The organism is Aeromonas sp. FDAARGOS 1408 (assembly GCF_019048665.1).
Lineage (GTDB): Bacteria > Pseudomonadota > Gammaproteobacteria > Enterobacterales > Aeromonadaceae > Aeromonas > Aeromonas dhakensis.
In genome coordinates this window covers 4,153,959-4,177,578 of the sequence record NZ_CP077394.1, presented here as the reverse complement: position 1 = coordinate 4,177,578, position 23,620 = coordinate 4,153,959, and the positions used below count along the sequence as shown (strand labels likewise).

Annotated in this window: 23 protein-coding genes; 10 read left to right on the top strand and 13 right to left on the bottom strand. The window is 55.8% G+C overall.

Translation table 11 applies throughout. The annotated features are described in order from the left end of the window. Together dnaN and dnaA are read right to left on the bottom strand one after the other, a co-directional pair. Positions 1-1,104 (bottom strand): DNA polymerase III subunit beta, encoded by a 1,104-nt coding sequence (gene dnaN / locus I6L38_RS19365; RefSeq protein WP_005307138.1) that lies wholly within the window; start codon positions 1,102-1,104, stop codon positions 1-3. Between the two features lie 83 nt (positions 1,105-1,187). Continuing rightward, positions 1,188-2,558 (bottom strand): chromosomal replication initiator protein DnaA, encoded by a 1,371-nt coding sequence (gene dnaA, locus I6L38_RS19360; RefSeq protein ID WP_005307141.1) that lies wholly within the window; start codon positions 2,556-2,558, stop codon positions 1,188-1,190. A 311-nt stretch (positions 2,559-2,869) separates the two neighbouring features. On the opposite strand from dnaA, the gene I6L38_RS19355 reads away from it, so the two are divergent. From I6L38_RS19355 to I6L38_RS19315, 9 genes are all read left to right on the top strand, one after another. After that, positions 2,870-3,628 carry an amino acid ABC transporter substrate-binding protein gene (locus I6L38_RS19355; protein ID WP_005307144.1) on the top strand — a complete coding sequence of 253 codons (759 nt, stop codon included), beginning with the start codon at positions 2,870-2,872 and terminating at the stop codon, positions 3,626-3,628. Next, a complete protein-coding gene (locus tag I6L38_RS19350) occupies positions 3,629-4,297 on the top strand; it encodes an amino acid ABC transporter permease (RefSeq protein ID WP_080760954.1) in 669 nt (222 codons plus the stop codon). An 87-nt stretch (positions 4,298-4,384) separates the two neighbouring features. Further along, complete coding sequence (locus I6L38_RS19345; protein ID WP_005307149.1) at positions 4,385-5,119, top strand: amino acid ABC transporter ATP-binding protein; 735 nt, start codon at positions 4,385-4,387, stop codon at positions 5,117-5,119. Positions 5,120-5,388: 269 nt separating this feature from the next. Further along, the gene (gene rpmH, locus I6L38_RS19340; protein WP_005307156.1) at positions 5,389-5,523 is read left to right on the top strand and encodes a 50S ribosomal protein L34; all 135 of its coding nucleotides are present in this window, start codon (positions 5,389-5,391) and stop codon (positions 5,521-5,523) included. Continuing rightward, the gene (gene rnpA / locus I6L38_RS19335) at positions 5,523-5,882 is read left to right on the top strand and encodes a ribonuclease P protein component (RefSeq protein WP_005307159.1); all 360 of its coding nucleotides are present in this window, start codon (positions 5,523-5,525) and stop codon (positions 5,880-5,882) included. The genes rpmH and rnpA overlap by 1 nt, the downstream gene beginning before the upstream one ends. After that, positions 5,849-6,097 carry a membrane protein insertion efficiency factor YidD gene (gene yidD / locus I6L38_RS19330; RefSeq protein WP_010635605.1) on the top strand — a complete coding sequence of 83 codons (249 nt, stop codon included), beginning with the start codon at positions 5,849-5,851 and terminating at the stop codon, positions 6,095-6,097. Before rnpA ends, yidD begins: the two co-directional genes overlap by 34 nt. A 5-nt stretch (positions 6,098-6,102) precedes the next feature. Continuing rightward, positions 6,103-7,749 (top strand): membrane protein insertase YidC, encoded by a 1,647-nt coding sequence (yidC, locus tag I6L38_RS19325; RefSeq protein ID WP_010635604.1) that lies wholly within the window; start codon positions 6,103-6,105, stop codon positions 7,747-7,749. Positions 7,750-7,857: 108 nt separating this feature from the next. Next, positions 7,858-9,219 (top strand): tRNA uridine-5-carboxymethylaminomethyl(34) synthesis GTPase MnmE, encoded by a 1,362-nt coding sequence (mnmE, locus tag I6L38_RS19320; protein ID WP_017410486.1) that lies wholly within the window; start codon positions 7,858-7,860, stop codon positions 9,217-9,219. Between the two features lie 161 nt (positions 9,220-9,380). Continuing rightward, a complete protein-coding gene (locus I6L38_RS19315) occupies positions 9,381-10,520 on the top strand; it encodes a site-specific integrase (RefSeq protein ID WP_047439882.1) in 1,140 nt (379 codons plus the stop codon). Between the two features lie 201 nt (positions 10,521-10,721). Here the strand turns inward: I6L38_RS19315 and repC are convergent, their stop codons facing one another. The 10 genes from repC to hsdR form a co-directional block, all read right to left on the bottom strand. After that, entirely contained in the window at positions 10,722-11,522 is an 801-nt protein-coding gene (gene repC, locus I6L38_RS19310; RefSeq protein ID WP_052200084.1) for a replication protein C, IncQ-type, read from the bottom strand. Positions 11,523-11,547: 25 nt separating this feature from the next. Further along, a complete protein-coding gene (locus I6L38_RS19305; RefSeq protein ID WP_081990754.1) occupies positions 11,548-12,405 on the bottom strand; it encodes a helicase RepA family protein in 858 nt (285 codons plus the stop codon). Positions 12,406-12,412: 7 nt separating this feature from the next. Beyond that, positions 12,413-12,748, bottom strand: a complete 336-nt coding sequence (locus I6L38_RS19300) for a helix-turn-helix domain-containing protein (RefSeq protein ID WP_015848536.1) — start codon at positions 12,746-12,748, stop codon at positions 12,413-12,415. Between the two features lie 240 nt (positions 12,749-12,988). Beyond that, positions 12,989-13,591 carry a hypothetical protein gene (locus I6L38_RS19295; RefSeq protein WP_047439890.1) on the bottom strand — a complete coding sequence of 201 codons (603 nt, stop codon included), beginning with the start codon at positions 13,589-13,591 and terminating at the stop codon, positions 12,989-12,991. A gap of 20 nt (positions 13,592-13,611) precedes the next feature. Beyond that, positions 13,612-14,394, bottom strand: coding sequence for a hypothetical protein (locus I6L38_RS19290; protein WP_047439892.1), 783 nt, complete (start codon positions 14,392-14,394; stop codon positions 13,612-13,614). 395 nt (positions 14,395-14,789) lie between these two features. Then, positions 14,790-15,269: a hypothetical protein gene (locus I6L38_RS19285; protein ID WP_047439901.1), complete on the bottom strand. Its 480-nt coding sequence runs from the start codon at positions 15,267-15,269 to the stop codon at positions 14,790-14,792. Further along, entirely contained in the window at positions 15,269-15,976 is a 708-nt protein-coding gene (locus I6L38_RS19280; RefSeq protein ID WP_081990753.1) for a DUF3800 domain-containing protein, read from the bottom strand. The genes I6L38_RS19285 and I6L38_RS19280 overlap by 1 nt, the downstream gene beginning before the upstream one ends. Beyond that, the gene (locus I6L38_RS19275) at positions 15,976-17,727 is read right to left on the bottom strand and encodes a restriction endonuclease subunit S (RefSeq protein WP_103261036.1); all 1,752 of its coding nucleotides are present in this window, start codon (positions 17,725-17,727) and stop codon (positions 15,976-15,978) included. The genes I6L38_RS19280 and I6L38_RS19275 overlap by 1 nt, the downstream gene beginning before the upstream one ends. Next, positions 17,727-19,214: an N-6 DNA methylase gene (locus tag I6L38_RS19270; protein WP_103261035.1), complete on the bottom strand. Its 1,488-nt coding sequence runs from the start codon at positions 19,212-19,214 to the stop codon at positions 17,727-17,729. The genes I6L38_RS19275 and I6L38_RS19270 overlap by 1 nt, the downstream gene beginning before the upstream one ends. Before the next feature lie 120 nt (positions 19,215-19,334). Then, complete coding sequence (hsdR, locus tag I6L38_RS19265) at positions 19,335-21,800, bottom strand: EcoAI/FtnUII family type I restriction enzme subunit R (protein WP_103261034.1); 2,466 nt, start codon at positions 21,798-21,800, stop codon at positions 19,335-19,337. A gap of 737 nt (positions 21,801-22,537) precedes the next feature. Here hsdR and I6L38_RS19260 point away from each other — a divergent pair. Then, the gene (locus I6L38_RS19260) at positions 22,538-22,861 is read left to right on the top strand and encodes a hypothetical protein (protein WP_047439811.1); all 324 of its coding nucleotides are present in this window, start codon (positions 22,538-22,540) and stop codon (positions 22,859-22,861) included. Here the strand turns inward: I6L38_RS19260 and I6L38_RS19255 are convergent. Beyond that, a complete protein-coding gene (locus I6L38_RS19255; protein ID WP_047439809.1) occupies positions 22,858-23,475 on the bottom strand; it encodes a recombinase family protein in 618 nt (205 codons plus the stop codon). The two genes, I6L38_RS19260 and I6L38_RS19255, sit on opposite strands and share 4 nt — an antisense overlap. Positions 23,476-23,620: the final 145 nt, after the last annotated feature.

The window sequence follows — 23,620 nt, the reverse complement described above, 5'->3', positions numbered from 1 at the left end:
CTAGATCCGCATCGGCATTACCACGTACTGAGCATCCTGACTGTCAAAATCCTCAATAATGGCGCTGCTGATGGAATCGCTCAGGCTGATCCGGATTTGGTCACATTTTAACGTATTCAGCACGTCCAGCACATAAGAGACGTTGAAACCGATCTCCATCTCGCCGGCTTCGTATTGTACGTCAAGCAGCTCTTCGGCTTCTTCCTGTTCCGGGTTGTTGGCGGTGATGCGCAGCAGGTTTTCCTGCAGATTGAGACGCACCCCACGGAATTTCTCGTTGGAGAGGATGGCGGCACGGGCAAAGGCCTGGCGCAGATCCTCACGGCCGGCGATCAGGGCCTTGTCGCTGTTGCGCGGAATGACGCGGCGCCAGTCCGGGAAACGGCCATCCACCAGCTTGGAGGTGAAAATGAAGCCGTCGAGGGCAGCGCGCAGGTTGCTGCGGCCGATCTGCAGCCGTACCGGCTTGTCTTCCGCTTCCAGCAGGCGCACCAGTTCCAGCACGCCTTTACGCGGCAGGATGACCTGATGATCGGGCAGCGATTCGCTCACCACCTCGCGACGGCAGGTTGCCAGCCGGTGACCATCGGTGGCCACGGTACGCAGGCCGTGGCCCTCGCTCTCGAACAGCATGCCGTTCAGGTAGTAGCGCACGTCCTGGCTCGCCATGGAGAACTGGGTCGCGTCGATGAGTTTTTTCAGCTCCAGCTGGCCGATGTCGAACTCGAGCACGGACTCCCAATCCTCGATGTTCGGGTATTCGGTGGCAGGCAGGGTCGACAGGTTGAAGCGGGAGCGGCCGGAGCGGATGATCAGGCGCTCGCCTTCGGTATTGAGACGAATGTCCGCCCCCTCCGGCAGACCGCGACAGATATCCAGCAGCTTGCGCGCCGGTACTGTGGTGCGGCCATCCTGACTGTCGCTGTTGAGATAGACCTGACCGATCATCTCCACTTCGAGGTCGGTACCGGTCAGTGACAACAGACCGTTGCTGACATCAAGCAGCACGTTGCCGAGGATCGGCAGGGTCGGCCGGCCACCCAGGGCACCGGACACCAGTTGCAGAGGACGTAACAGGGCCTCACGGCTAATTTCGAGCTGCATCTGTGCTCTCCGTTGTGATTAGGAGTAAAGGTTTCGGATCAGGTTGGCATGTTCAAGCTGCATCTGTGCACTCAGTTCCGTCATCAGGAAGAAAGGGTACGGATCAGGTTGGAATAGTCTTCCTTGATGTCGTGACTCTCTTCCTTCAGCTGCTCGATCTTGCGGCAGGCATGAAGCACGGTAGTGTGGTCACGACCACCAAAGGCATCACCTATCTCCGGCAAGCTATGGTTGGTCAGCTCCTTCGCCAGTGCCATCGCCAGCTGGCGTGGACGGGCAACGGAGCGGGAACGGCGCTTGGAGAGCAGATCCGCCAGCTTGATCTTGTAGTACTCCGCCACCGTCTTCTGAATATTGTCGATGGTGACCAGCTTCTCCTGCAACGCCAGCAGATCGCGCAGCGCTTCGCGCACGAAGTCGATGTTGATGGCGCGACCGGTGAAGTTGGCATTGGCGATCACCCGGTTCAGCGCCCCTTCCAGCTCGCGTACGTTGGAGCGCAGCCGCTTGGCGATGAAGAAGGCCACTTCGTCCGGCAGGTGGATCTGGTTCTCGTCCGCCTTGCGCATCAGGATGGCGACACGCGTCTCCAGCTCCGGCGGCTCGATCGCCACCGTCAGGCCCCAGCCGAAGCGGGACTTGAGACGATCTTCCACCCCGTTGATCTCCTTCGGATAGCGATCCGAGGTCAGGATGATCTGCTGGTTGCCTTCGAGCAGGGCGTTGAAGGTGTGGAAGAACTCCTCCTGGGAGCGCTCCTTGTTGGCGAAGAACTGGATGTCATCAATGAGCAGGGCATCGACGCTACGGTAATAACGCTTGAACTCTTCAATGGCGTTATTCTGCAGCGCCTTCACCATGTCCTGCACAAACCGCTCGGAGTGCATGTAGATGACTTTGGCGTCCTGCTTGCGCTCCTTGATGGCGTTGCCGACGGCATGCAGCAGGTGGGTCTTGCCCAGACCGGTGCCGCCATAGAGGAACAGCGGGTTGTAGGCCCCGCCCGGATTGTCAGCCACCTGACGGGCAGCCGCACGGGCCAACTGGTTGGACTTACCCTCGACGAAATTCTCGAAGGTATAGTTCACGTTGGTGTTGCTCTTGTGGTTCGGTTCGGGCTTGGCCTCGGCCTTGCTTTCCCAGCTCTTCTGCGAGTTATTCACAGGATCCGCACCCCGCGCCGGCGCCCTGGCCACCGCGACGGGATGGGGACGATTGCCGATGTCAAAACGCAGGGTGGGGCCATCGACCCCGCAGAGCTCATTGATGATGCCGTTCACCCGGATGAGATACTTGTCTCGAACCCAGTCCAGAACGAAACGATTCGGTGCATACAGGGTCAGAGTATTGTCACTCAACTCCGCTTGAAGCGGCCGGATCCACATGCTGAATTCTGCCGAGGGCAACTCATCTTGCAGCCGGTTAAGGCACTGCTGCCATAGCGAAGCAGTCACTCTAAACTCCCGTCGATTGATTAACTAAAGACCGGCTATTCTACGTTTTTAGCGGCTGGATCTCTAGCCGCGACCTCGCGGATCCAGCAAATAAGATCCTTGACTTTCAAGGATCCAGCAGCCGTGGATCTGATTTCATCCCCAAAGTTACCCACAGCCCGATCCCGTTACCGATGCACCAAAGATCCAGACCTGAAGCGGTTATTTTATATAACCAAATATCATTTATTCTTTAGGTTTTATTCCAATAACATCAGCGCAACCCCAGCGTTTACAACTAAAAATACAGAACTACAGAGAGAGGAATCACCATGACGTCATCCATCAAGCTGGTCTCCGGCGCCGCCATTCTGCTGGCAGCCCTGTCCGGTCAAGCCATCGCCCAGGAAACCATCAAGGTCGGCATGTCCGGCAAGTACTTCCCGTTCACCTTCGTCAAGCAGGACAAGCTGCAGGGCTTTGAAGTGGACATGTGGAACCAGATCGGCGAGCGCACCGGCTACAAGGTCGAGTTCGTGACCGCCAGCTTCTCCGGCCTGTTCGGCATGCTGGAAACCGGCCGCGTCGATACCATCTCCAACCAGATCACCATCACCGACGAGCGCAAGGCCAAGTACGCCTTCTCCCAGCCCTACGTCTATGACGGCGCCCAGATCGTGGTGCGCAAGGGCAACAGCACCATTCACGGCATCAAGGATCTGGAAGGCAAGAAGGTCGCGGTGAACCTGGGCTCCAACTTCGAAGAGCTGCTGCGCAAGAACGACCCGAACAAGAAGATCGACATCCGCACCTATGACTCCGCCTTCGAGCAGGATGTTGCCCTGGGCCGCATCGACGCCTTCGTGATGGACCGCGTCTCCACCGCCCAGCTGATCAAGGAATCCAAGCTGCCGCTGCAACAGGCTGGCGCACCGTTCGAGACCATCGAGAACGCCCTGCCCTTCCTGAAGACCCCGGAGAAACAGGCACTGCTGAAGAAGGTCGATGACGCCCTCACCGCCATGCGCAAAGACGGTTCCCTGCGTCAGATCTCTGAAAAATGGTTCGCTTCCGACATCACCGACAAATAAATGATGGAATTTGACCTCGAATACACGCTGGGGCTGTTTCCCATCCTGCTCAAGTATCTGGGCACCACGATGGAAATGGCCCTGTGGGGATTCGCATTGGCACTCGTACTGTCGCTAGCCCTGGCGATAGTACGGGTCTTTCGCGTTCCCGCGATCCACTGGCTGGCGATGCTCTATATCTCGTTCTTTCGGGGTACACCGCTGCTCGTCCAGCTGTTCCTGCTCTACTACGGGCTGCCGCAGCTGTTCCCTATTTTCGTGGGAATGGATGCCTTCACCGCCGCCATCGTCGGTTTGACCCTGCACTTTGCCGCCTACATGGCCGAGTCGATCCGTGCCTCCATCATTGGCATCCACAAGAGCCAGATGGAAGCTGCCCTCAGCATCGGCATGAGCCGTTACCAGGCAATGCAGCGGATCATACTGCCGCAGGCGGCCCGCATCGCCACGCCGTCCCTGATGAACTACTTCATCGACATGATCAAGAGCACCTCGCTGGCCTTCACCCTGGGGGTGGCCGAGATCATGGGCAAGGCGCAGATGGAAGCCTCCTCCTCCTTCAAGTTCTTCGAGAGCTTCATGGCGGTGGCCCTGGTCTACTGGGTGGTAGTCATCTTCTTTACCCGCCTGCAGCATCTGCTGGAAGTGCGGCTCAACCGTGCCTATTAGGGGTTTGCCATGACAACGCAACCGACCCGCTTGCAATGCACGCCGGAAGTCCGTTTTAACTCTGCGCCTGTTTAAAGGAGGGCCATCATGATCAAGCTAACCGGCCTCTCCAAGGCATATGACGGCAATCAGGTGCTAAACAGCATCGATCTGGAGGTGAAAAAGGGGGAAATCGTCGTCATCATCGGCCCCTCCGGCACCGGCAAGTCCACCTTGCTGCGCTGCCTCAACCTGCTGGAGACTCCCGATACGGGCACCCTAGCCATCGACGATCTGCAGCTCAACCTGGCCAAGGCCAGCGAGCAGCAGGCCATCGAGCTGCGCAAGCGCGCCTCCTTCGTGTTCCAGAACTACGCCCTGTTTGCCAACAAGACGGCGCTGGACAACATTGCCGAGGGGCTGATCACCGTCTGGAAACAGCCGAAGGCGGAGGCCCGTGCCACCGCCCTCGGCATCCTCAAGGACATAGGTCTCGCCGACAAGCAGGACGCCTATCCGGCCTCATTGTCGGGCGGTCAGCAGCAACGGGTCGGCATCGGCCGGGCCATGGCGGCTCACTCCAAGGTGATCCTGTTTGACGAACCTACCTCGGCCCTCGATCCCGAATGGGTTGACGAAGTACTGGGTCTGATGAAGGAGCTGGCTCGCCAGCACCAGACCATGGTAGTGGTGACCCATGAGATTGAATTTGCTCGAGATGTTGCCGATCGGGTGATCTTCATGGAGGGGGGCCGGATCGTGGAACAGGGCCCGCCGGATCAGATATTGGTCGATCCGCAGGATCCCCGCACCCGGGAGTTCCTGCGCAAAGTGCTTAAATAGCTCTCTCTTTGGCGGCTCTGCCGCCTTTTTTATTGGAGGATCCTTGTTAAACCCCGGGTTGCCAGTATAATCCGGAGCCCTTGATCCTTCGGATCCTCACGCTCGCCCAAGACCTTTTCCAGGTCGGGGCAGGATGGGAGGGAACGGCGGATTGACTAAAAGCCGAACTCTGTTTAGAATTCGGCCTCTTTTGCTAGTCGTCACACGCTATAGCTGGCGCGTCGGCTAAGTGTGACAATCAAAACTGTACAGAAATACGGAATCGAATCATGAAACGTACTTTTCAACCGTCCAACCTGAAGCGCAAGCGCTCTCACGGTTTCCGCGCCCGCATGGCAACTGCCAACGGTCGTAAAGTTCTGGCCGCTCGTCGTGCCAAGGGTCGTGCCCGCCTGGTAGTCTAATGCCTACCCAGCACGCCTTTTCTCGGGAGTTACGTCTGTTAACTCCCGAACACTTCAAACGCGTTTTCGCCGAGCCTGTCCGGGCCGCTTCTCCGCAGATTACACTTCTCGCCTCTCCCAATTCGCTCGAACACCCTCGCCTTGGTCTCGCCGTGCCCAAAAAAGCACTCAAGCGTGCCGTCTGGCGCAACCGTGTAAAACGGGTGGTTCGGGAAAGTTTCCGCCTCAATCAAGCCAATCTGCCCGCTATCGACATCGTCGTGATCGCCAAGGCCGGTGTGAAGGAGATGGATAACGAGGAACTGTTCAAGTTACTGGAAAAGCTATGGCGCACTCTGTCACGCCGTTGCAATGGGTAGCTGTCAAACTGATACGCCTGTATCAGCTAATCATTAGCCCGCTGCTCGGGCCGCGCTGCCGTTTCACCCCGACTTGTTCCCAATTTGCGATAGAAGCAATCCGACTTCACGGTTTCATAAAAGGCGTTTGGTTAGCCAGCAAACGTCTATTAAAATGCCATCCCTTATCCGAGGGTGGTTATGACCCGGTTCCGCAACCAAAGCGAAGAAACTGAAGACTATGGAATCACAACGCAATCTCATCCTGATCGGTTTGCTGTTCGTGAGCTTTTTGCTCTGGCAACAGTGGGAGTCCGACAAGGCTCCGAAGCCGGCCCCGACTACCGTGGCCCAAACCGAACATTTCGTACCTGAAGCCGGTCAGACCGGTGATATTCCTCAGGTTTCCGAGCAAGCCAACGCGAACACCGCACGCAAGCTGATCACCGTCACCTCCGACGTGCTCAAGCTGACCCTGGATACCCAGGGTGGTGACATCGTCTCTGCCGAACTGCTGGCCCACAAGCTGGAAGAAGGCAAGGATCAACCGTTCGTACTGCTGACCAGTCAGCCTGAGCACCTCTATGTTGCCCAGAGCGGTCTGGTTGGTCGCAATGGCCCGGACAGCCAGCCCCAGGGTCGTCCCACCTATGAAGCCGCCCAGACCAGCTACCAGCTGGCCGACGGTCAGGATCAAGTCGTCGTTCCGATGACCTGGACCGACAGCAAGGGCGTGGTCTTCACCAAGGAGTTCGTCCTCAAGCGTGGTGACTACGCAGTCGGCGTCGACTACAAGATCGACAACAAGTCTGCCGAGCCGGTCCAGGTGCAATTCTACGGTCAGCTGAAGCAGACCGTGGCCACGCCGAAAGACCAGCAGGGTCACGCCATGGTGGCCAGCGCCTACCGCGGTGGTGCCTTCTCCAGCGAAGATACCCGCTACAAGAAGTACACCTTCGACGAGATGAAGGATGCCGACCTGAACAAGACCACCAAGGGTGGTTGGGTCGCCATGCTGCAACACTACTTCGTCTCCGCCTGGGCACCGAATGCCGACGACACCAACAGCTTCTACAGCCGAGTGATCCCTGGCAAAGACCAGGCCATCATCGGCTACAAGGCACCGCTGGTTGACATCGCAGCCGGCCAGCAGGCCGAAGTGACCAGCAAGCTGTGGGTCGGTCCCAAGCTGCAGGATCAGATGGCCAAGGTAGCCAACCACCTCGACCTGACCGTCGACTACGGCTGGCTCTGGTTCATCGCCCAACCGCTGCACTGGCTGCTGACCGTGTTCCACGGTTTCGTCCAGAACTGGGGTCTGGCCATCATCATGCTGACCCTGCTGGTGCGCGGCGTCATGTTCCCGCTGACCAAGGCCCAGTACACCTCCATGGCCAAGATGCGCATGCTGCAGCCCAAGCTGGCCGCCCTGCGCGAGCGCTTCGGCGACGATCGCCAGAAGATGTCTCAGGGCATGATGGAGCTGTACAAGAAGGAGAAGGTCAACCCGCTGGGTGGCTGTCTGCCGATCCTGGTACAGATGCCGATCTTCATCGCCCTCTACTGGGCACTGATGGAGTCCGTCGAGCTGCGCCACGCGCCGTTCGCCCTGTGGATCACCGACCTGTCGGTGAAGGACCCCTTCTTCGTGCTGCCGATCCTCATGGGTGCCTCCATGTGGTATCTGCAGAAGATGAGCCCGACCACCATTACCGACCCGATGCAGCAGAAAGTGATGCAGTTCATGCCGATCATCTTCACTTTCATGTTCCTCTGGTTCCCGGCAGGTCTGACCCTGTACTGGCTGGTGAGCAACGTCATCTCCATTACCCAGCAGACCATCATCTACCGTCAGCTGGAGAAGAAAGGCCTGCATACCCGCAGCTAATCGCTCCCGATGGCAAGATGGATGACAAAAGAGGCGGCCTTCGGGTCGCCTTTTTTATTACAATGACCCCACTGCTGTGAACATCAGCGAACAAATGAGCCAAGCAAGATGACTACAGATACCATCGTGGCCCAGGCCACCGCCCCCGGCCGTGGCGGCGTCGGCATAGTCCGCGTCTCCGGCCCCGCCGCCGAACAGGTCGCCGAGATAGTGCTCGGCAAACTCCCCCGGGTGCGTTACGCCGAATATCTGCCGTTCAGGGATGAGCAAGGCCAGCCGCTGGATCAGGGCATCGCCCTGCTGTTCAAGGCCCCCAACAGCTTCACCGGCGAAGACGTGCTGGAGCTGCAGGGCCACGGCGGCCCGGTGATCATGGACATGCTGGTGCGCCGCATCCTGCAGATAAAAGGGCTGCGCCCAGCCCGCCCCGGCGAGTTCAGCGAGCGCGCCTTCATGAACGACAAACTGGATCTGGCCCAGGCCGAGGCCATCGCCGACCTCATCGAGGCTTCCAGCGAGCAGGCGGCCCGCAGTGCCATGCACTCCCTGCAGGGGCAGTTCTCCGGCAAGATCCAGCAGCTGGTGGAGAGTCTCACCCGGCTGCGTATCTATGTGGAGGCCGCCATCGACTTCCCGGACGAGGAGATCGACTTTCTCTCCGACGGTAAGGTGGCGGGTGATCTCTACGCCATCATGGATGAACTGGATGCGGTGCGCGGCGAAGCCAAGCAGGGCGCCCTGCTGCGGGAAGGAATGAAGGTGGTGATCGCCGGTCGCCCCAACGCCGGCAAATCGAGCCTGCTCAACGCCCTGGCCGGCCGCGAGTCCGCCATCGTCACCGAGATCGCCGGCACCACCCGCGACGTGCTGCGCGAGCACATCCATCTGGATGGCATGCCGCTGCACATCATCGACACCGCAGGCCTGCGCGATACCCAGGACAAGGTGGAGCAGATCGGCATCGAGCGTGCCTGGGCCGAGATTGAACAGGCCGATCGGGTGCTGTTCATGGTGGATGGCACCACCACGGCTGCGGTAGACCCGCGGGAGATCTGGCCGGAATTTGTTGATCGGTTGCCAAAAAAGATCGGCCTCACCGTGGTGCGCAACAAGGCCGACCTGACCGGCGAAGATCTGGCGCCGAGTCAGGAGCAGGGCCATGCCGTCTACCGTATCTCCGCCAAGACCGAGCTGGGGCTGCCCGCCCTGCGCGAGCATCTGAAAGCCTGCATGGGCTTCCAGGGCAACACCGAGGGGGGCTTCATGGCCCGCCGCCGTCACCTGGATGCGCTGGAGCGCGCCGCCGAGCGGCTGCTGGTGGCCAAGGAGCAGCTGGAGGTGTTCGTGGCCGGCGAGCTGGTGGCCGAAGAGCTGCGGCTGGCGCAGGAGTCCCTCTCCGAGATCACCGGCGAGTTCAGCTCCGACGATCTGCTGGGTCGCATCTTCTCCAGCTTCTGCATCGGCAAGTAATGTGGTGAAAAATCAGCAATAAAAAGCAGCCATAAAGAACATAAGACATTGTAAATATTGGACTTTGTTTTTACTGGCTGTTCTTACCTGATCTTGTTTCGTGAGAATTTACCCCGAGAGTACCCCGAAGTAACCTCTTGGGGTACTTTTGGGGGACACTCATGAAGATCAGCATCGAATTCCGCGAACCGGACGCCGAAGGCAAGCGCACTGCGCGCTTAACCTACTACGCCGGCTCCTACCTTGATCCCGCCACAGGCATCCGCAAGCACAAGCGCAGCAGAGAGCCCCTGGATCTCTTCCTGTACGACAAGCCGCGTACCCCGGCACAGCGGCTTCACAACAAAGAAACCCAGCGGGCAGCCGAAGCCATTCGCGCCAAGCGGCTCTTCGAATACGAGACCGGCAAACACCATCTGGATTTATCGAGCGCCCACAAGGCCAGCTTCTTTGAGTACTTCCAGGAAGTGACCGACCAAAAGGCGGCAGGCAGCAAGAGCAACTATTCCATCTGGGTGTCTACCCTCAAGCATTTGCGCCAGTACCATAAACTGCCTGATTTGACTTTCGAGGAGGTCGATCAGCTGTTCCTGGAGGGTTTTCGGCACTACCTGATGCACAAGGCCCGCACCAAAAGCGGCACGCCACTGAGCCGCAACACCCAAAGTGCCTACTTCAACAAGTTGAGGGCAGCCCTGAACCAAGCAGAGCAGGAGCGGCTGCTGATGGATAATCCGGTACGACGCGTCAAAGTCATCCAGGGGGAGAAGAACAAGCGGGTTTATCTGACCGAAGATGAGGTTCGGGCCATGGCCCAGGCTGAGTGCCGCTATGACGTTCTTAAGCGCGCCTTTCTGTTCTCTTGTTGCACTGGCTTGCGCTGGTCCGACATTCACAAGCTGACCTGGGCCGAGCTGGAGCCTTTCTATGGCCATTACCGTATCGTCTTCACCCAGAAAAAGACCAGCGGCCTGCAATACCTGGATTTGAATGACATGGCGATGCAGCTGATGGGGCGCTCAGGCAAGGCAACAGAGCGGATCTTCAAGGGCCTCAAGTACTCGGCTTGGCACAACATGGAGCTCACCCGGTGGGCGTTGCAGGCGGGTATAACCAAGAAGGTAACCTTCCACAGCGCGCGTCATACCTTCGCCGTCATCCAGCTTAACCGCGGCGTCGATATCTATGCCCTCTCCCGCTTGCTGGGACACAGTGAGCTGAGAACCACAGAGATCTATGCAGACATCCTTGAATCACGGCGTAGAGATGCCATGCTCGATTTTCCCAACGTATTGGAGTGATAGAAGCACCCTCGACGAGATCATGGCCAGGAAGAGCCAACAAATAGGCCAGCGCGACCATGCGCTGGCCTAGATTATCTTAGATAATATAGATCGGATTTCAGGATCGCCCTGCAGCCCAAGCGGTAACTGGGTTTCACTGAATTGGCTTGTGACCGTTATCGTGAACTTTGTGACCACTTTCGTGATAGTTTGTGACCGTTATCGTGATAGTGCAGGCCGGCCGATGGTAAACCGCCCCTTGGCATGTTCGCAGATAGACCAGCCCAAAGCAGTCAGCTCATCCAATGCCTTACGAACTCTTGATTGCCGCTTGCGATGGGTGGCCGTGCTGACCTCATCGGGAAAGGCATAAGCGACCAAGGTGTCTAACTGCACTGCCCTTTTCTGACCACAATCCACCCAGGCACATAGCCGCTGATGCAACAACCGAGCGATGCTGCCATTCAAGTGCCGAACTTCTGTCATGTCGATACGAACATGGCGACCATTACCCATAATGGCGTAGGTCAGCAAGGGATTAAGCGCCAAAAAAAGTCCATCAGTCTGAGTGTCACTGACATAGTTCGCCAATAAGCGAAAGCCGCTACGCTGGCCAGCCACCTTTGCGATCACCGACACCTTCCACAATCGCTCGATACAGCAACGTACAGTATTGGTATCCCGAGGATTGGCGTATCCAACCTCCTTGGCCAGTTTGCGCAGGCTGCTTCTGACCACCAATACCCTTTGCTGGTTGGCAGCCCAACGAAGATCCAGAAGATCTCGCAATATCGCCCCAGTTTCGCTCACCGCAACTGGCTCAATCTCGTTACTTTGTGACTCAAGTCCAGCCAGGGCAACCAACCCCTGAAGCACACGGAGGTCATCTGCACCCAGCGGCTCAGGCCCGGAGAACTCGATCTGATTGCCACCACCGAAACGGTAAATCACCTCCAGCTTGTCACGGCGGCGTTGGCCATGCGAGATCGCCCTAAACAACCCGGGTGCAAGACAGTGCATATGGTCATGCCTAGCATGAGTCAATTCAAAGCAAGACACGTTTGCCTCCCGCTCGGCGTGTTACGCCCAACCTAGCGGGAGCGGGATACAGCACGCCACCTTCCCCCCGCACCAACCAGCGCTCCGGTAGTGGCGGCCCATAATTACTTTTGCTTACCCCAAACCGCACGTGAAGCTTGCTCTTCTCTGCCGATACTCCCAGCTGCTGCGCCTCTTTCTTGGTCATAGTGGCGAGGTAGCCCTGCCAGCGCACATTGTCTACCAGCACCGACGAACCACGGCTTGCCTGCTGCAGATCGCCAACTTCTTGGAATACTGCGGATTTGCTGGTGTGGTGTACAAACAACACAGCGCATCCCAGCCTCATGGCCAGCCGCTCCAACTGACCCAGTACCTGCGTCATGGCACAGGCCGCGTTCTCGTCGGCATCGTGGAAGCGCCTCAAAGTATCGATGACAATCAACCTCACCCCTTCAGCCCATATAGCAATCGCTTCCCACCAATGGCTATCCAGCACATTCGGACTGGAGCCCTGCAGCGGTATAAGACGAAGGTTTCGTTCGACGTTGGCACGAAGTTCAGCATCAAGACCTCCGCCCAAGGCAAACAAGCGCTGGTGCAGTACAGGCCAAGGGTCCTCAGCAGGCAGGTAGAGCACGGTTCCCCTGCCCAGCTTGCCAAGTCCAATCCAATCCGGCCCACCGGCGATCTGCATTGCCAGTTGCAATGCCAACATCGATTTGCCCACCCCTCCCGGTGACACCAACGCACCAACGCAGCCAACAGGCAGCCCCGGTAGGACAAAATCGAGGGGTTTCGGAGGTTCAATAAAAGCCGACCGGAGATCCCGGGGGCAGAGAGATGTAATCAGATCCTGTGTCATACCCACCTCACAACCGCCCATGGCTAGCTTGCCGCACACGCTTGGTTACATGCTCAGTGAGTTCGGCGTCTGGTGAAATGCGGTGGGAGAGCAGCCAGTCCAGCAGCTCAACGCGCTTGAAGTAGATCTTTTTGCCTTGTGGCTTGTAATGCGGCAGACGCTTTTCACTGGTCAGCCGGTACACATAGCAGACAGAAACCCCCAGCAACTCAGCGCACTCCTCGGCAGAAAGCACCTCTTTTTGCGCCTGTCCTTGCTGGATTACCAACTGCTTAAGCTCATAAAGCTCTTTCAGGATTGCCCCATTCGGATCACTGAAAACTGACGAATTTTGTTCGCGCATGCAGATTGTCTCCTAGTTACAAACATCAGCATGCAAGAGCGTACCGGGGACCTAACGAAATCCAGACCGCTGTAAGTGCCCGTTTTGGGCACTTACAGCGTTTTCTGGAAAATTTTCGGATGTGAAATTTAAGATGGGAACAGGAAGGGGGGTTGGTAGAGCCAAATGACATTTGGGCGAGAGACCGCCAGTAAAGTCATTAGGCTCCACTAGGTTGGCTATCCCAAGCCAACCACAGGCTCAGCGATGGTTCATTTCTTTGATCCAATCGGCCACGCTATCAGGGTCGGCAAGCAGCTGGGCGAGCGGCAGATGATTGGAGCAGATCTCAAGCTGATGACATTTGTCACTTTGCTGCCAGTCAGGTTGATGAGCAGGCCAGCTAACCTGCTTGAGCAGATCCCAGAGGTGGTTATCACTATCCTGCAGGCAACGGTACAGATTTACTTCAACCACGGCGTTGCCAGACAGTTGCAAAGGATCAGGCTGACCCTTCGTATGTGCACGCAAGGCTGAGTTTTGACGGAAATCATCATCGATATAGAGGCGAAAAATCAGCGTCTTATCACCTTGCAGAGCCTTATCGCCATTCCTGTCCCGGTAAGCGTGATTCGATGCAAACAGTGGCAGATAGTCCCATGCCCAGCTGCTGGAAGGGCGGGTTCCTGAGCGGCAGGGGCGGCTATTTTCGCTGGGCTCCCAATACCAGAACTCGGCGTCCAGCGCCTGACTGGCGATCTGATCGAATAGCGGGAGGATACGCTGGTAGAAACCGGCTGCGAGTCGGTGAGCTTGTTGCAGTTGGGTCACCAGCTGGGTGGTCTGTTCAAGATCGTGTGGCATGACGGCATCCTTAGCCAGAGTCAGTGATTCAAAAAAGAGAAATCGGGGCGAGATAGGTGGAATGTCCCGGCATAATCGAGCAGAGCAGCCCAACCAGTAGGCTCAGCGGGTGGGGTAATTTGCCGCTCTGACATCACCCCGCAATCCAGATCCAGCCGCCCTGCGTAGGCAAACAACGGCGCCCATTCAGGTACCACCGGGGCCATGCCAAACAGCTCAAACGCCTGCAGCCACTCATCGCGGATGGCGCGATCCTGACGGCAGGATTCAAACTCGGAGGCAGTTTGCAGATAGCGGCGCAGTGGCTCCCATTCACGCAAGGTCATCTGGACAAAGCGCTTCGGCAGATCGGGGGGAGACAGCGGAGCGACAGGGATATTGCCAAGTGCCACGTAATAGAGCCGGTCTTCATAGTCATCAAACTCGGCTTCACTGACCACAGCATTGACCTGCGCCAGCCACTGCTCCCGATACTGGTCGCCACCGAACGGGGGCTTCACCTCGATAACCACCAGCGTGTCGTCAAAGTGGAGCAGCACATCGGGCTCGACATAACGGCGATCCTGCAGCGATACCAGTTTTGGCCACAGCTCCAGCCGTTGAAAGCTGGCCGGGTCTAGCGGATTGTCACCGAGTAGAAAGTGCAGCACGGCCCCCAGAGTACCGTCCGAGAGGTGGGGCAGACGGCCAAAGAAAGTGGCAGTTAGCAGATCTTCGCTGCCTTTAAACAGGTCGCGCCAGCGCAGGGATTCCCCTTCCCGCTCGATACGCCCAGCCTTGCCATGCAGGATTGCATGTAGCATCGCAACTCCTTGTAATATTGATATTTCAAGCAGGCTCTCACTTAGCTGAAGAGCCTTCGAGATCCTGCTTTGATATCCACTCGACTACCACTCTATCCATCACAAAATGGGGTAAAAATGTTTGACTGAAAGAGGGCGTCTCTTTAAGGTTTCCCGCAACATGACCCCGGCCTCTTGGTTGCTTTGCAACTTACGCCGGGGTTGTTTTTTTGAATCTGTCTTTGTGTCGGCATACACGCCTTATTACTTCGCCATACAGCCAGTCGGTTGCTAATCATCGGGGTAACCGTTACACTTTGCGCATCTCATCTACCAGCCTTTGGCGTCAGCGTAGAAGGAGTTACGGCCCCGTCCTCTCCGGAGGGCGCGGCCAGCTTAATTCCCTCCCCTAGCAGTCAATAACTCCCATACCGTTCCCAGCGCTTGTTGTACTTGCGCCGTTCGTGCTCATGTTCGATGAAAAATGCCGTCCACGGCAGGATGTATTCTCCTCGATCATCCAGCACGACTAGGTAGCCTTCCGCTTCAAACCAGATATGGATGCGTTGTTGCTTGCCACGAGGCTCAGCCCACACCTTCAGCTCAGGATCGCTATCATTCTCGATGATGGGTTTGGGCCAGCGGATGCGTTCGCATCGACGTAAATCGGGTTCTCGCTCTGCTTCAACTTCTCCAGTTGAAATCATGTGCCAGAAGGTCGCTGATTTCCCGGCATATTCAGGATGACGTTTCAGACCAAGACGCTTGCCTCTGAACTCGGGTTTGTTGAGTACAAAGTCTTGTTCGAAGGCCGCATAAACAGCAGAGAAAAAACGCCCCCAATCACCGCCAGAGGCGGTCATCAGAATGAGGTCAGGTAGCCATATAGGTTGCATCACCATCCACCCCTGCTGCACCAGACCATCAGATTGAACTTGCTCTCTCGCAGAAGGGTATTGTGTGTCAGCTTGTAACCACTTCGTTGCCGTATTCTTTCAATCAACGCCAGCTTGGCTTGGCTGCTGGTCAACCCTCGATGCAGATAGCTCAGGGCTCCGATCAAAAGATCCGCAACTTGCAGCAACTCGGCTTCATGAGAGTGGATCCGCTGCACCCGATGAATGATTTTCTTCGAGTAGTCATACGTGTTATTGCACAAAACATCATGCAACTTGCTGATCTTCTCATGCCCCAAGGTATCCTTGATATCGATATAGACTCGATAGCCATTCTGCGGCTCAAAGATCGTCTTCAACATGACGAAATACATTTTGTAGTACCAGTCGTCATGACTCTGCCCAAACGCTTCATGATTTAGCTGTGATTTATCCGGGATAACCAGACCACGAAAGTGAAGGTCATCATCATCGAAAAAGTAATCCAGCAGGTCACGATAGAAGGCGAGTTTCGACTGACTAACCTTGGTCCACTTCACCTCGAAATCCGGCGCCAACCCATGCTTTTGCTTGATCTCCCGCAAGCGACGCACGATCTCGTGGCGCTTATCCAGCGGACACCATACAGCCCCAAGCACCATGGCCGATTGACCATCGTTCTCCAGATGGCAGGACTCATCACAATAGACATTAAATATGCGGCTCATCAGGCAAGGGCTCCTTCCACCAGCGACTCGGCCAAGGCAAGTTGGGTCTGCTGGCTGGTTTGCAGGCGGGATTTAAGTTGATCGCAGAGTGTCGTCAGTTCATCGACTTTAGCTACTATCAATTTTTGTACCGCAGTAGGAGGTAGAGGAATTGAATATTCATTCAGTTTTGCACCAACAAAATGCTTAATTGTTGCTCCTGTAAAATACTGTTCTAAGGTTCCCGTAGCAGCATCATTAGTTAAACAAATTTGTAAATACTCTGCCATTACCCCTTGATAAGGCCTTGCTCGGTGCAGTGCTTTTTGAAAATACATTTCCTTATTATGATGCTTCCAAATAGCACATCTTCCAGGTTCACCACCTTCACATATCAATAAATCACCATACCTAAGAGCTAGCTCATCTTTTTCATTATCATCGATTTTCATTTGTTTTATATCATCAAGCTCAATCAGATCCCACTGCACATTTGTATTTCTTAAATATGGCAATTCATTGCCAATATTTTTTGCATTATCGAGCATTTTTCCAAGGCGAGAGTGTGCAACTTGGCTAAATCTAACCCATTCCCAACCTATTGGTAGCTCAAATAGCTGTTCCTCCGCCCGAATCATCGGCAGCGGTTTCTCTTTTTTGATTTTCTTCTCTTTGACCAGCAGCGCCTTTTCGGCAGCGATGCGTTCCAGCAGGGCGGAGGCGGGTTCATCGCTTGGGTCTTGCGGTACCAGCTTACCCATTACTGCCAGTTGCAGGATGGTCTGTTTCAAGGCGTCGATGCTGGCCTCAGTGGTAAAGAGGGTATCGAAATGAGTGCTTAGCCGCGCCCAGTTTTGCGCCAACTCGTCGGCATCGCAGGAGTCTGTCAGTGTGGCGAGCAGGGTCTCCACCAGCGTCTGATGGGCCGCCAACTGCGATTCGCTGCACTGCTCCAACTGGTCGCAGAGGGCCATAAGCTCATCCACTTTGGCAACGATGCGGTGCTGTTCTGCAAATGGCGGAATTGGCAATGGATAGAATGAGAAAAAGTCCTTGGCAAGTCGCTTTTGACCTGCGGTTCCGGTCATTCCTGCCTCACCTTTTTTGAGATATATAGGCGATTTTATATTTAATAATATAAAGAATGCTGAAACATAATCTGTATATGGTCTAGCTATATGAAGCTCTGTCGTTCCTGCACCTATTCCATTAGTTAAACCACGAAAAACTGCAGCCTTACTATTCTCAAAGCATGGTGTTATTTTTGCTATGCCAATATCCCCATTAGAAAAATGGGTAAAACCTTTCTTTATCTCGCCCCACTTCCTTGCTTCAAATTCATGCTGCCCGTTATATGCGGTGCTGATTAAAGACATGGGTACAAATGATGCGTCAACAGTATCATCGCTTTCATTACGTGGATTGATCTCTGCGATCTCTGCAAGCATTGACCACACCCACCCATCCGGTAATTCAAACGGCTTCTCTTCCTCACCAATTTCTGGCAAGGCTTTGGGCTTTTTAATCTTGCCCTCTTTCACCAGCCGCGTCTTTTCGGCGGCGATCCGTTCCAACAGCACGGAGGCCGGTTCATCGCTGGGGTCTTGCGGCACCAATTTACCGCGCACGGCCAGCTCTAGGATCAGCTCTCGCAGCTTTTTGATGCCGGTGAGTTCCAGCTTGCTGTTGCTACCGCGCCCGGCACTGCTTTTGGGGCGAACCGCCGCGGTCCATAGATCTAGGTGGTCGGTAATCAGATTCTCGATCGCCATTATGCCTGCCCCCCTTGCTTGGCCGCACCTTTGCCCAAGGCGTCGCCCAGAATGGCTTTTAGCTGGTTACGCAGGGTCTGAATTTCAGCCTGTTCTTTGGCATAGCGCGCCAGCAGCTCCTCAGGGTCGTGGCTTATCTGCTCACCAACATGGGGGTTTTTGATATCGAGGTTAAAGTTGCGCTCGATAATGGTGTCGATGCTGACCTTCCAGGCTTGCTCGGTCTCTACCCGGGCGGCAAAGCCGTCCGCCTCATCGCCCCACCAGGCGATCTCGGCTTCAAACTCCTCGAACTTCATCGGTTTGGTCTTGCTGTAGTTTTTCACCCCAGCCGGATAGGGGTGCTCATAGAACCAGACATCCTTGGTGGGCTGACCCTTGGTGAAGAAGAGGATATTGGTCTTAATGCCGGTATAGGGGGCAAACACGCCGTTGGGCAGCCGCACTATGGTGTGCAGGTTGCACTCGCTGGTGAGCAGTTGCTTGATCTTGGTTTTGACCCCTTCGCCAAACAGGGTGCCATCAGGCAGCACCACGGCGGCGCGACCGCCCTTTTTCAGGATCTCGATAATCAGCTGCAGGAACAGGTCGGCAGTTTCGCGCGTGCGCAGATCGGCCGGGAAGTTCTGCTCGATGCCATCCTCTTCGGTACCACCAAAGGGCGGGTTGGTGAGGATCACATCGATATCGCTATCCCAGCTCGACAGCGGTTTGTCGAGGGTGTTGCCATGGCGAATTTGCACCGGCACCTCGATGCCGTGCAGCAGCATATTGGTAGTGCAAAGGAGGTGCGGCAGCTGCTTCTTCTCGACCCCCAAGATCTGCTGCTGCAGAGTCTGGTGGTCGGCTGAGGTCTCGACATAGTGCTCTTTGACATGATCGAAGGCGCAGGCGAGAAAGCCGCCGGTACCGCAGGCCGGGTCCATGATCCGCTCGCCGAGTTTGGGGTCGATGCGGTTGACCATAAAGCGGGTGACGGCGCGGGGGGTGTAGAACTCGCCCGCGTTACCGGCGCTTTGCAGGTCGCGCAGGATCTGCTCGTAGATATCACCAAACAGGTGGCGCTCACTGCTGTCGGTGAAGTCGATCTCGTTTAGCTTGTTAATCACCTGCTTGAGCAGGGTGCCGTTCTTCATGTAGTTGAAGGCATCGCTGAACGCCTCTTTCACCACATAGCCACGGGGGTTGAGATCGATATTGGCAGGCTGGTTTTTCAGGCTGTCGAACAGGTCGTTGTTGACGAAATCGAGCAGGGCATCGCCTGTCAGCCCTTCACTATCGGCCGCCCAGTTGCGCCACAGGAAGCGCTCGGGGATGGGGCAGCGGTAGTTATCCTGCTCAAACTCCAACTCCTCTTCCTGGGCGTCGAACACTTTCAAAAACAGCAGCCAGGAGAGCTGGCCGAGGCGCTGGGCATCGCCGTCGATACCGGCGTCCTTGCGCATGATGTCCTGAATGGATTTGATGACTGAGCTGATGGATGACATGGAATTCTCTGCTTTTTACAAAAATGATGACGAATACAGGGGCGAATGCGTCAGGAGTATCGATAAAACAAGCGGCCATCATTGGAATGGCCGCATGGTAGTTCAGAAGCAGTCAGGTCGTCAGGCGCTCTGCTGCTCACGGTAAATTTCTTGCTCCAGTTCGGTGATGGCCTGCTCGAACTGTTTGGGGCCACCAAAACCCTTCTTGGCCAACTCCAGCGGGCGCCCCAACTCGGTAAAGGGGGCGACTTTTAGCGCATCCTTGGTCTCAATCTCGGTCACCCCCTGATCGGCATACTTGTCGAGCAGTCTGGTAAGAACCTGCTGGGCGGTGTCGTTGTACTTGGTGAAGTAGTTGCGCTTTTTGACGTTGTTGGCCCGCTCGCGGCGGGTCAGTGGCGGCTGATCGTATACCACATGGCAGATAAGGTCGAACGGGTCGAGCTCCTTGCCCACTTCCTGCTCCAACACCTCCCACAGCACGCCCGCCTGAGCCAATTCATCCATAATGGCTTGCTTGCGTTCGGCGGCTTGCCAGCGTTTGGTGAACGCATCGAGGGTGGCAAACTCTTTGAGCAGGGTCTTTTTGGTGTAGTCCTTGAAGGATTCGGTCACCAACTTGCCATCGGCATCGTAATACTGCACCCGCTCGGCGATGACGCTGACCGCCACGCCGTTGACATAATACTTGCTGACCCCGGGCTCGGGGCCACCCAGCGGGCCTGCGCCCTGGCCCCCAGCGCTACTCTGGCCACCATCACTACCGGTTGTGTAGCTGCCGGGTTGTTCATCGACTCCGGGAGCAAACGGATCGTCATTGTCGCCGGGTTCATCGGTTGGCAGCAGATCGGCATCGCCGATGATATCGCCCAAGCCTTCATCCGGATTGTTGATGTCTGCCGGTTTGATCACCATGACGCGCTCCGGCTCGCCGTCGAAACGGGGATCGGCAAACAGCTCGGTGGCCTTCTTGAAGTCGAGAATGGTGAACCAGAGCTTGCCGTACTTGTCATCGATGCGGGTACCACGGCCGATGATCTGCTTGAACTTGGTCATGGACTGGATATTTTGGTCCAGCACAACCAGCTTGCAGGTTTTGGCATCGACGCCAGTGGTCATCAGCTCGGAAGTAGTGGCGATGACCGGATAGGGCTTTTTCGGCTCAATGAAGTTCTCAAGCTGCCCCTTACCCAACTCATCATCGCCGGTGATTTTCATCACATAGCGCTCATCCTTGGCCATCTGTTCCGGGTTGAGGTTGACCAACGCCCGTCGCATCCGGTCGGCATGATCGATGTCGTTGCAGAACACGATGGTCTTGGCCATCGGGTCGGTTTTCTTGAGGTAGTTGGTGATGGTTTCGGCCACCAGCTGGGTACGCTCGTCGATCACCAGAGTGCGGTCAAAATCCTTCTGGTTATAGATACGGTCTTCAATCAGGTTGCCCTGTTTGTCCATCTGCCCTTTGGTGGGACGCCACCCCTGCAGATCGACATCGATATCGACCCGCACCACCTTGTAGGGGGCAAGAAAACCATCTTCGATTCCCTCTTTGAGGGAGTAGGTATAAACAGGGTCACCGAAATAATCGGTGCTGGAGACGGTTGCGGTCTCTTTGGGCGTGGCAGTGAGACCAATCTGGGTGGCCGATGAGAAGTATTCGAGGATCTCGCGCCAGGCGCTGTCTTCGGCGGCGCTGCCCCGATGGCACTCATCCACCACGATCAGGTCGAAGAAACCGGGTGAGACCTGCTTGAAGGCTTTCTGTGACTCTTCTGGTCCGGTGAGCGCCTGATAGAGGGCAAGGTGGATCTCATAGGCAGGATCGACAGTACGCCCAGTGACCTTGGCCATGGCCGAGCCAAAAGGCTGAAAATCATTACGCTTGGTTTGTTCCACCAGCGCATTCCGATCGGCCAAAAACAGGATGCGCTTCTTGGCGCCCGCCTTCCACAAACGCCAAATGATCTGGAATGCGGTGTAGGTCTTGCCGGTGCCGGTGGCCATCACCAGCAATACCCGATCCTCACCTTTCGAGATGGCTTCTACGGTCTTGTTGATGGCCTGCAGCTGGTAATAGCGGGGAGATTTGCCGCTGCCATCCGAGTAGTAGTCCTGACTGATGACAGGCAACTGTGCCTGGGTGTAACCCTTCCAGGTGCAGAGTTTGTCCCAAAGCTGGCCGGGGCTGGGGAAGTCCTCCAGCGCGATCTCGGATTCCAGCTTGGCCGGATTGGTCTTGTCATGAAATACAAAACCATCGCCGTTGCTGGCAAATACGAACGGCACATCCAGCAGACGGGCATAATCGAGCCCCTGCTGCATCCCCTTGCCAATCTCATGCTTGTTGGCTTTGGCCTCGATCACCGCCAGTGGCAAGCCCATCTTGTGATAGAGCACGATATCGGCCGATTTGACCTTCTTGCGTGCCGCCATCTGGCCGCGCACCACCACCTTGCCATCCCGCAGCTTCACCTCTTGGCGAACCTGAGTCAGGTCATCCCACCCCGCAGCCTTGATAGCAGGCAGCAGGTATTTCGAGATGATGTCGGCTTCGGTGAGGGTTGCTTTGTTGATCTCGGCCATGAGCACTCTTCCGGTCGGGGGACAATATTGCTCAAGATTCTCTCATAAATTCAGCCGGGTTTTATTGATTTCAGACTCATAAAGCAACATGGGTGCAGCTCTTGATGGCATGCCTTCGGGTCAAGGAAACGTCTGGTAATGGCGTAACTAGGTCGTAGTGAATGATTGTTGAAGGGCATCGCTTGAGTTAGTCCCATAGCAAGTCAGCCGGTTTGGCTCTCGCTGAATGCAGAGGCCAAGATTCCAGATAGATAGGAATCTGCCCCCATCAATTCCAGCACACCGGGTTTTCCCACTCACCTCAGACAGAGTGGCCAACATTCCAGAGCGAAAAACAGCACGAACATTCCAGATAGATGGGAAGGCCCCTATCAATATTCCAGGTGCTCGTTCTGAAGCGACATTCCACTATCTGGAATATCCGCACCAAGATTCCAGATAGATAGTTATGTGGAAAGGAATTGGACAGGGATTGGCCGGGGATAAGGGCGCTGATTCCACTGGTCAATAAGCCACTGGATTCCAGTACTCCAACTTTGTCACGAACGAACAAAGTCAACATTTTCAATAAGTTGATTGAATACCAAGACCTTCAGTGCCATGCTGAAATCATGTTCATTGGTGGAGTAACACGATGGATGCGTTCAGTTGGGGAATGGTAGGCTTGCTGGCCTTCTTCACGCTTGTCTTCGTGTGGAGTCTGTATAGCTACAAGGCGCATGCAAAAGAGAGACACCATGAAACCGATCGCTGATATCGCCCTCATGGCGTTGGTTGCGCTGGGCTTGATGGCACTTGGCGACACGCTGTTTGCATGGCTACTGATCTGCCTGCCACCGGTTTACTGGTGCTGGCCAATACTGGCCTGGGCTACCAGGCGCCCCATCACGGCCAGGTTGCAGTTAATGGCTCTTGCCGCACTCGCCTGCTGGCACTGGCCCGCCGGGCTGTTCACTGCGCTGAGCATCGCTCTTATCTGGACAGCGAAAACCCTCAAGACAACCCCACGCCCAAAACGCAAGGGTGGGCCGGTCATCAAAAATTACTACTTCTGGAGCTAACTGCGCGCCTCCTTGGCCACACTGGCGATAAGGTACCTTGAGCAACCAAGCATCTCCTGAATCGCGGAATAACTGTGGCCTGTCACCAACAGCCTGGCGATGTGCTGACGCTTCTTCTCATCCTTCTGCCTACCACGGTATTTCCCTTCATCCCTGGCCTTGGCAATACCCTGCTGCTGCCTGCGACGGCGATCTTCATAGTCTTTACGAGCGACGGCTGCGAGCATATCCAACAGCATGCCATTTACAGCCTGCAAAATGGCGCTGGTGAACTCGGAGCGGCTGTCCCCCTGTAATGCCACCCAGGAAGTCGGAAGCTCAGGAGAAACGATGGAGAGCTGTTTCTGTGCCAAAAGCTGCTTCAGTGTTTGCCAATCCGTCTGATTGAGACGGGCCAGACGATCAATCTGCTCTACCAGCACAATGTCACGATCTGCAGCGTCGCGGATCAGCCTCATAAGCTCAGGCCTGTCCAGCGTCGCTCCCGACTCATTCTCCACATAGAAACTGGCAATCTGATGGCCATGCTCAGCAGCAAAACCTATCAGAAGCTCTCGTGCCCGCTCAGCATCCTGTTCCACTGTCGATGCACGTAAATACGCCCGTATGAACATTGAAACCCCCATCGGTCTGTTTAAAGTGGTTCCTAATTATTGGTTCAATATGTCATTTTCAGAAGACGACTGCACCAGTTGATTGGGCGTAATGGCTGTTGTGCAGCCAGCTCCTGACAGTTCAATATCAGAAGTGATCTGCACC

Coding starts and splice junctions, on each gene's coding strand:
- dnaN (WP_005307138.1), bottom strand. CDS start 1,104: ATGCAGCTCGAAATTAGCCGTGAGGCCCTGTTACGTCCTCTGCAACTG.
- I6L38_RS19355 (WP_005307144.1), top strand. CDS start 2,870: ATGACGTCATCCATCAAGCTGGTCTCCGGCGCCGCCATTCTGCTGGCA.
- I6L38_RS19350 (WP_080760954.1), top strand. CDS start 3,629: ATGATGGAATTTGACCTCGAATACACGCTGGGGCTGTTTCCCATCCTG.
- I6L38_RS19345 (WP_005307149.1), top strand. CDS start 4,385: ATGATCAAGCTAACCGGCCTCTCCAAGGCATATGACGGCAATCAGGTG.
- rpmH (WP_005307156.1), top strand. CDS start 5,389: ATGAAACGTACTTTTCAACCGTCCAACCTGAAGCGCAAGCGCTCTCAC.
- rnpA (WP_005307159.1), top strand. CDS start 5,523: ATGCCTACCCAGCACGCCTTTTCTCGGGAGTTACGTCTGTTAACTCCC.
- yidD (WP_010635605.1), top strand. CDS start 5,849: ATGGCGCACTCTGTCACGCCGTTGCAATGGGTAGCTGTCAAACTGATA.
- yidC (WP_010635604.1), top strand. CDS start 6,103: ATGGAATCACAACGCAATCTCATCCTGATCGGTTTGCTGTTCGTGAGC.
- mnmE (WP_017410486.1), top strand. CDS start 7,858: ATGACTACAGATACCATCGTGGCCCAGGCCACCGCCCCCGGCCGTGGC.
- I6L38_RS19315 (WP_047439882.1), top strand. CDS start 9,381: ATGAAGATCAGCATCGAATTCCGCGAACCGGACGCCGAAGGCAAGCGC.
- repC (WP_052200084.1), bottom strand. CDS start 11,522: ATGCACTGTCTTGCACCCGGGTTGTTTAGGGCGATCTCGCATGGCCAA.
- I6L38_RS19305 (WP_081990754.1), bottom strand. CDS start 12,405: ATGACACAGGATCTGATTACATCTCTCTGCCCCCGGGATCTCCGGTCG.
- I6L38_RS19300 (WP_015848536.1), bottom strand. CDS start 12,748: ATGCGCGAACAAAATTCGTCAGTTTTCAGTGATCCGAATGGGGCAATC.
- I6L38_RS19295 (WP_047439890.1), bottom strand. CDS start 13,591: ATGCCACACGATCTTGAACAGACCACCCAGCTGGTGACCCAACTGCAA.
- I6L38_RS19290 (WP_047439892.1), bottom strand. CDS start 14,394: ATGCTACATGCAATCCTGCATGGCAAGGCTGGGCGTATCGAGCGGGAA.
- I6L38_RS19285 (WP_047439901.1), bottom strand. CDS start 15,269: ATGCAACCTATATGGCTACCTGACCTCATTCTGATGACCGCCTCTGGC.
- I6L38_RS19280 (WP_081990753.1), bottom strand. CDS start 15,976: ATGAGCCGCATATTTAATGTCTATTGTGATGAGTCCTGCCATCTGGAG.
- I6L38_RS19275 (WP_103261036.1), bottom strand. CDS start 17,727: ATGGCGATCGAGAATCTGATTACCGACCACCTAGATCTATGGACCGCG.
- I6L38_RS19270 (WP_103261035.1), bottom strand. CDS start 19,214: ATGTCATCCATCAGCTCAGTCATCAAATCCATTCAGGACATCATGCGC.
- hsdR (WP_103261034.1), bottom strand. CDS start 21,800: ATGGCCGAGATCAACAAAGCAACCCTCACCGAAGCCGACATCATCTCG.
- I6L38_RS19260 (WP_047439811.1), top strand. CDS start 22,538: ATGAAACCGATCGCTGATATCGCCCTCATGGCGTTGGTTGCGCTGGGC.
- I6L38_RS19255 (WP_047439809.1), bottom strand. CDS start 23,475: ATGTTCATACGGGCGTATTTACGTGCATCGACAGTGGAACAGGATGCT.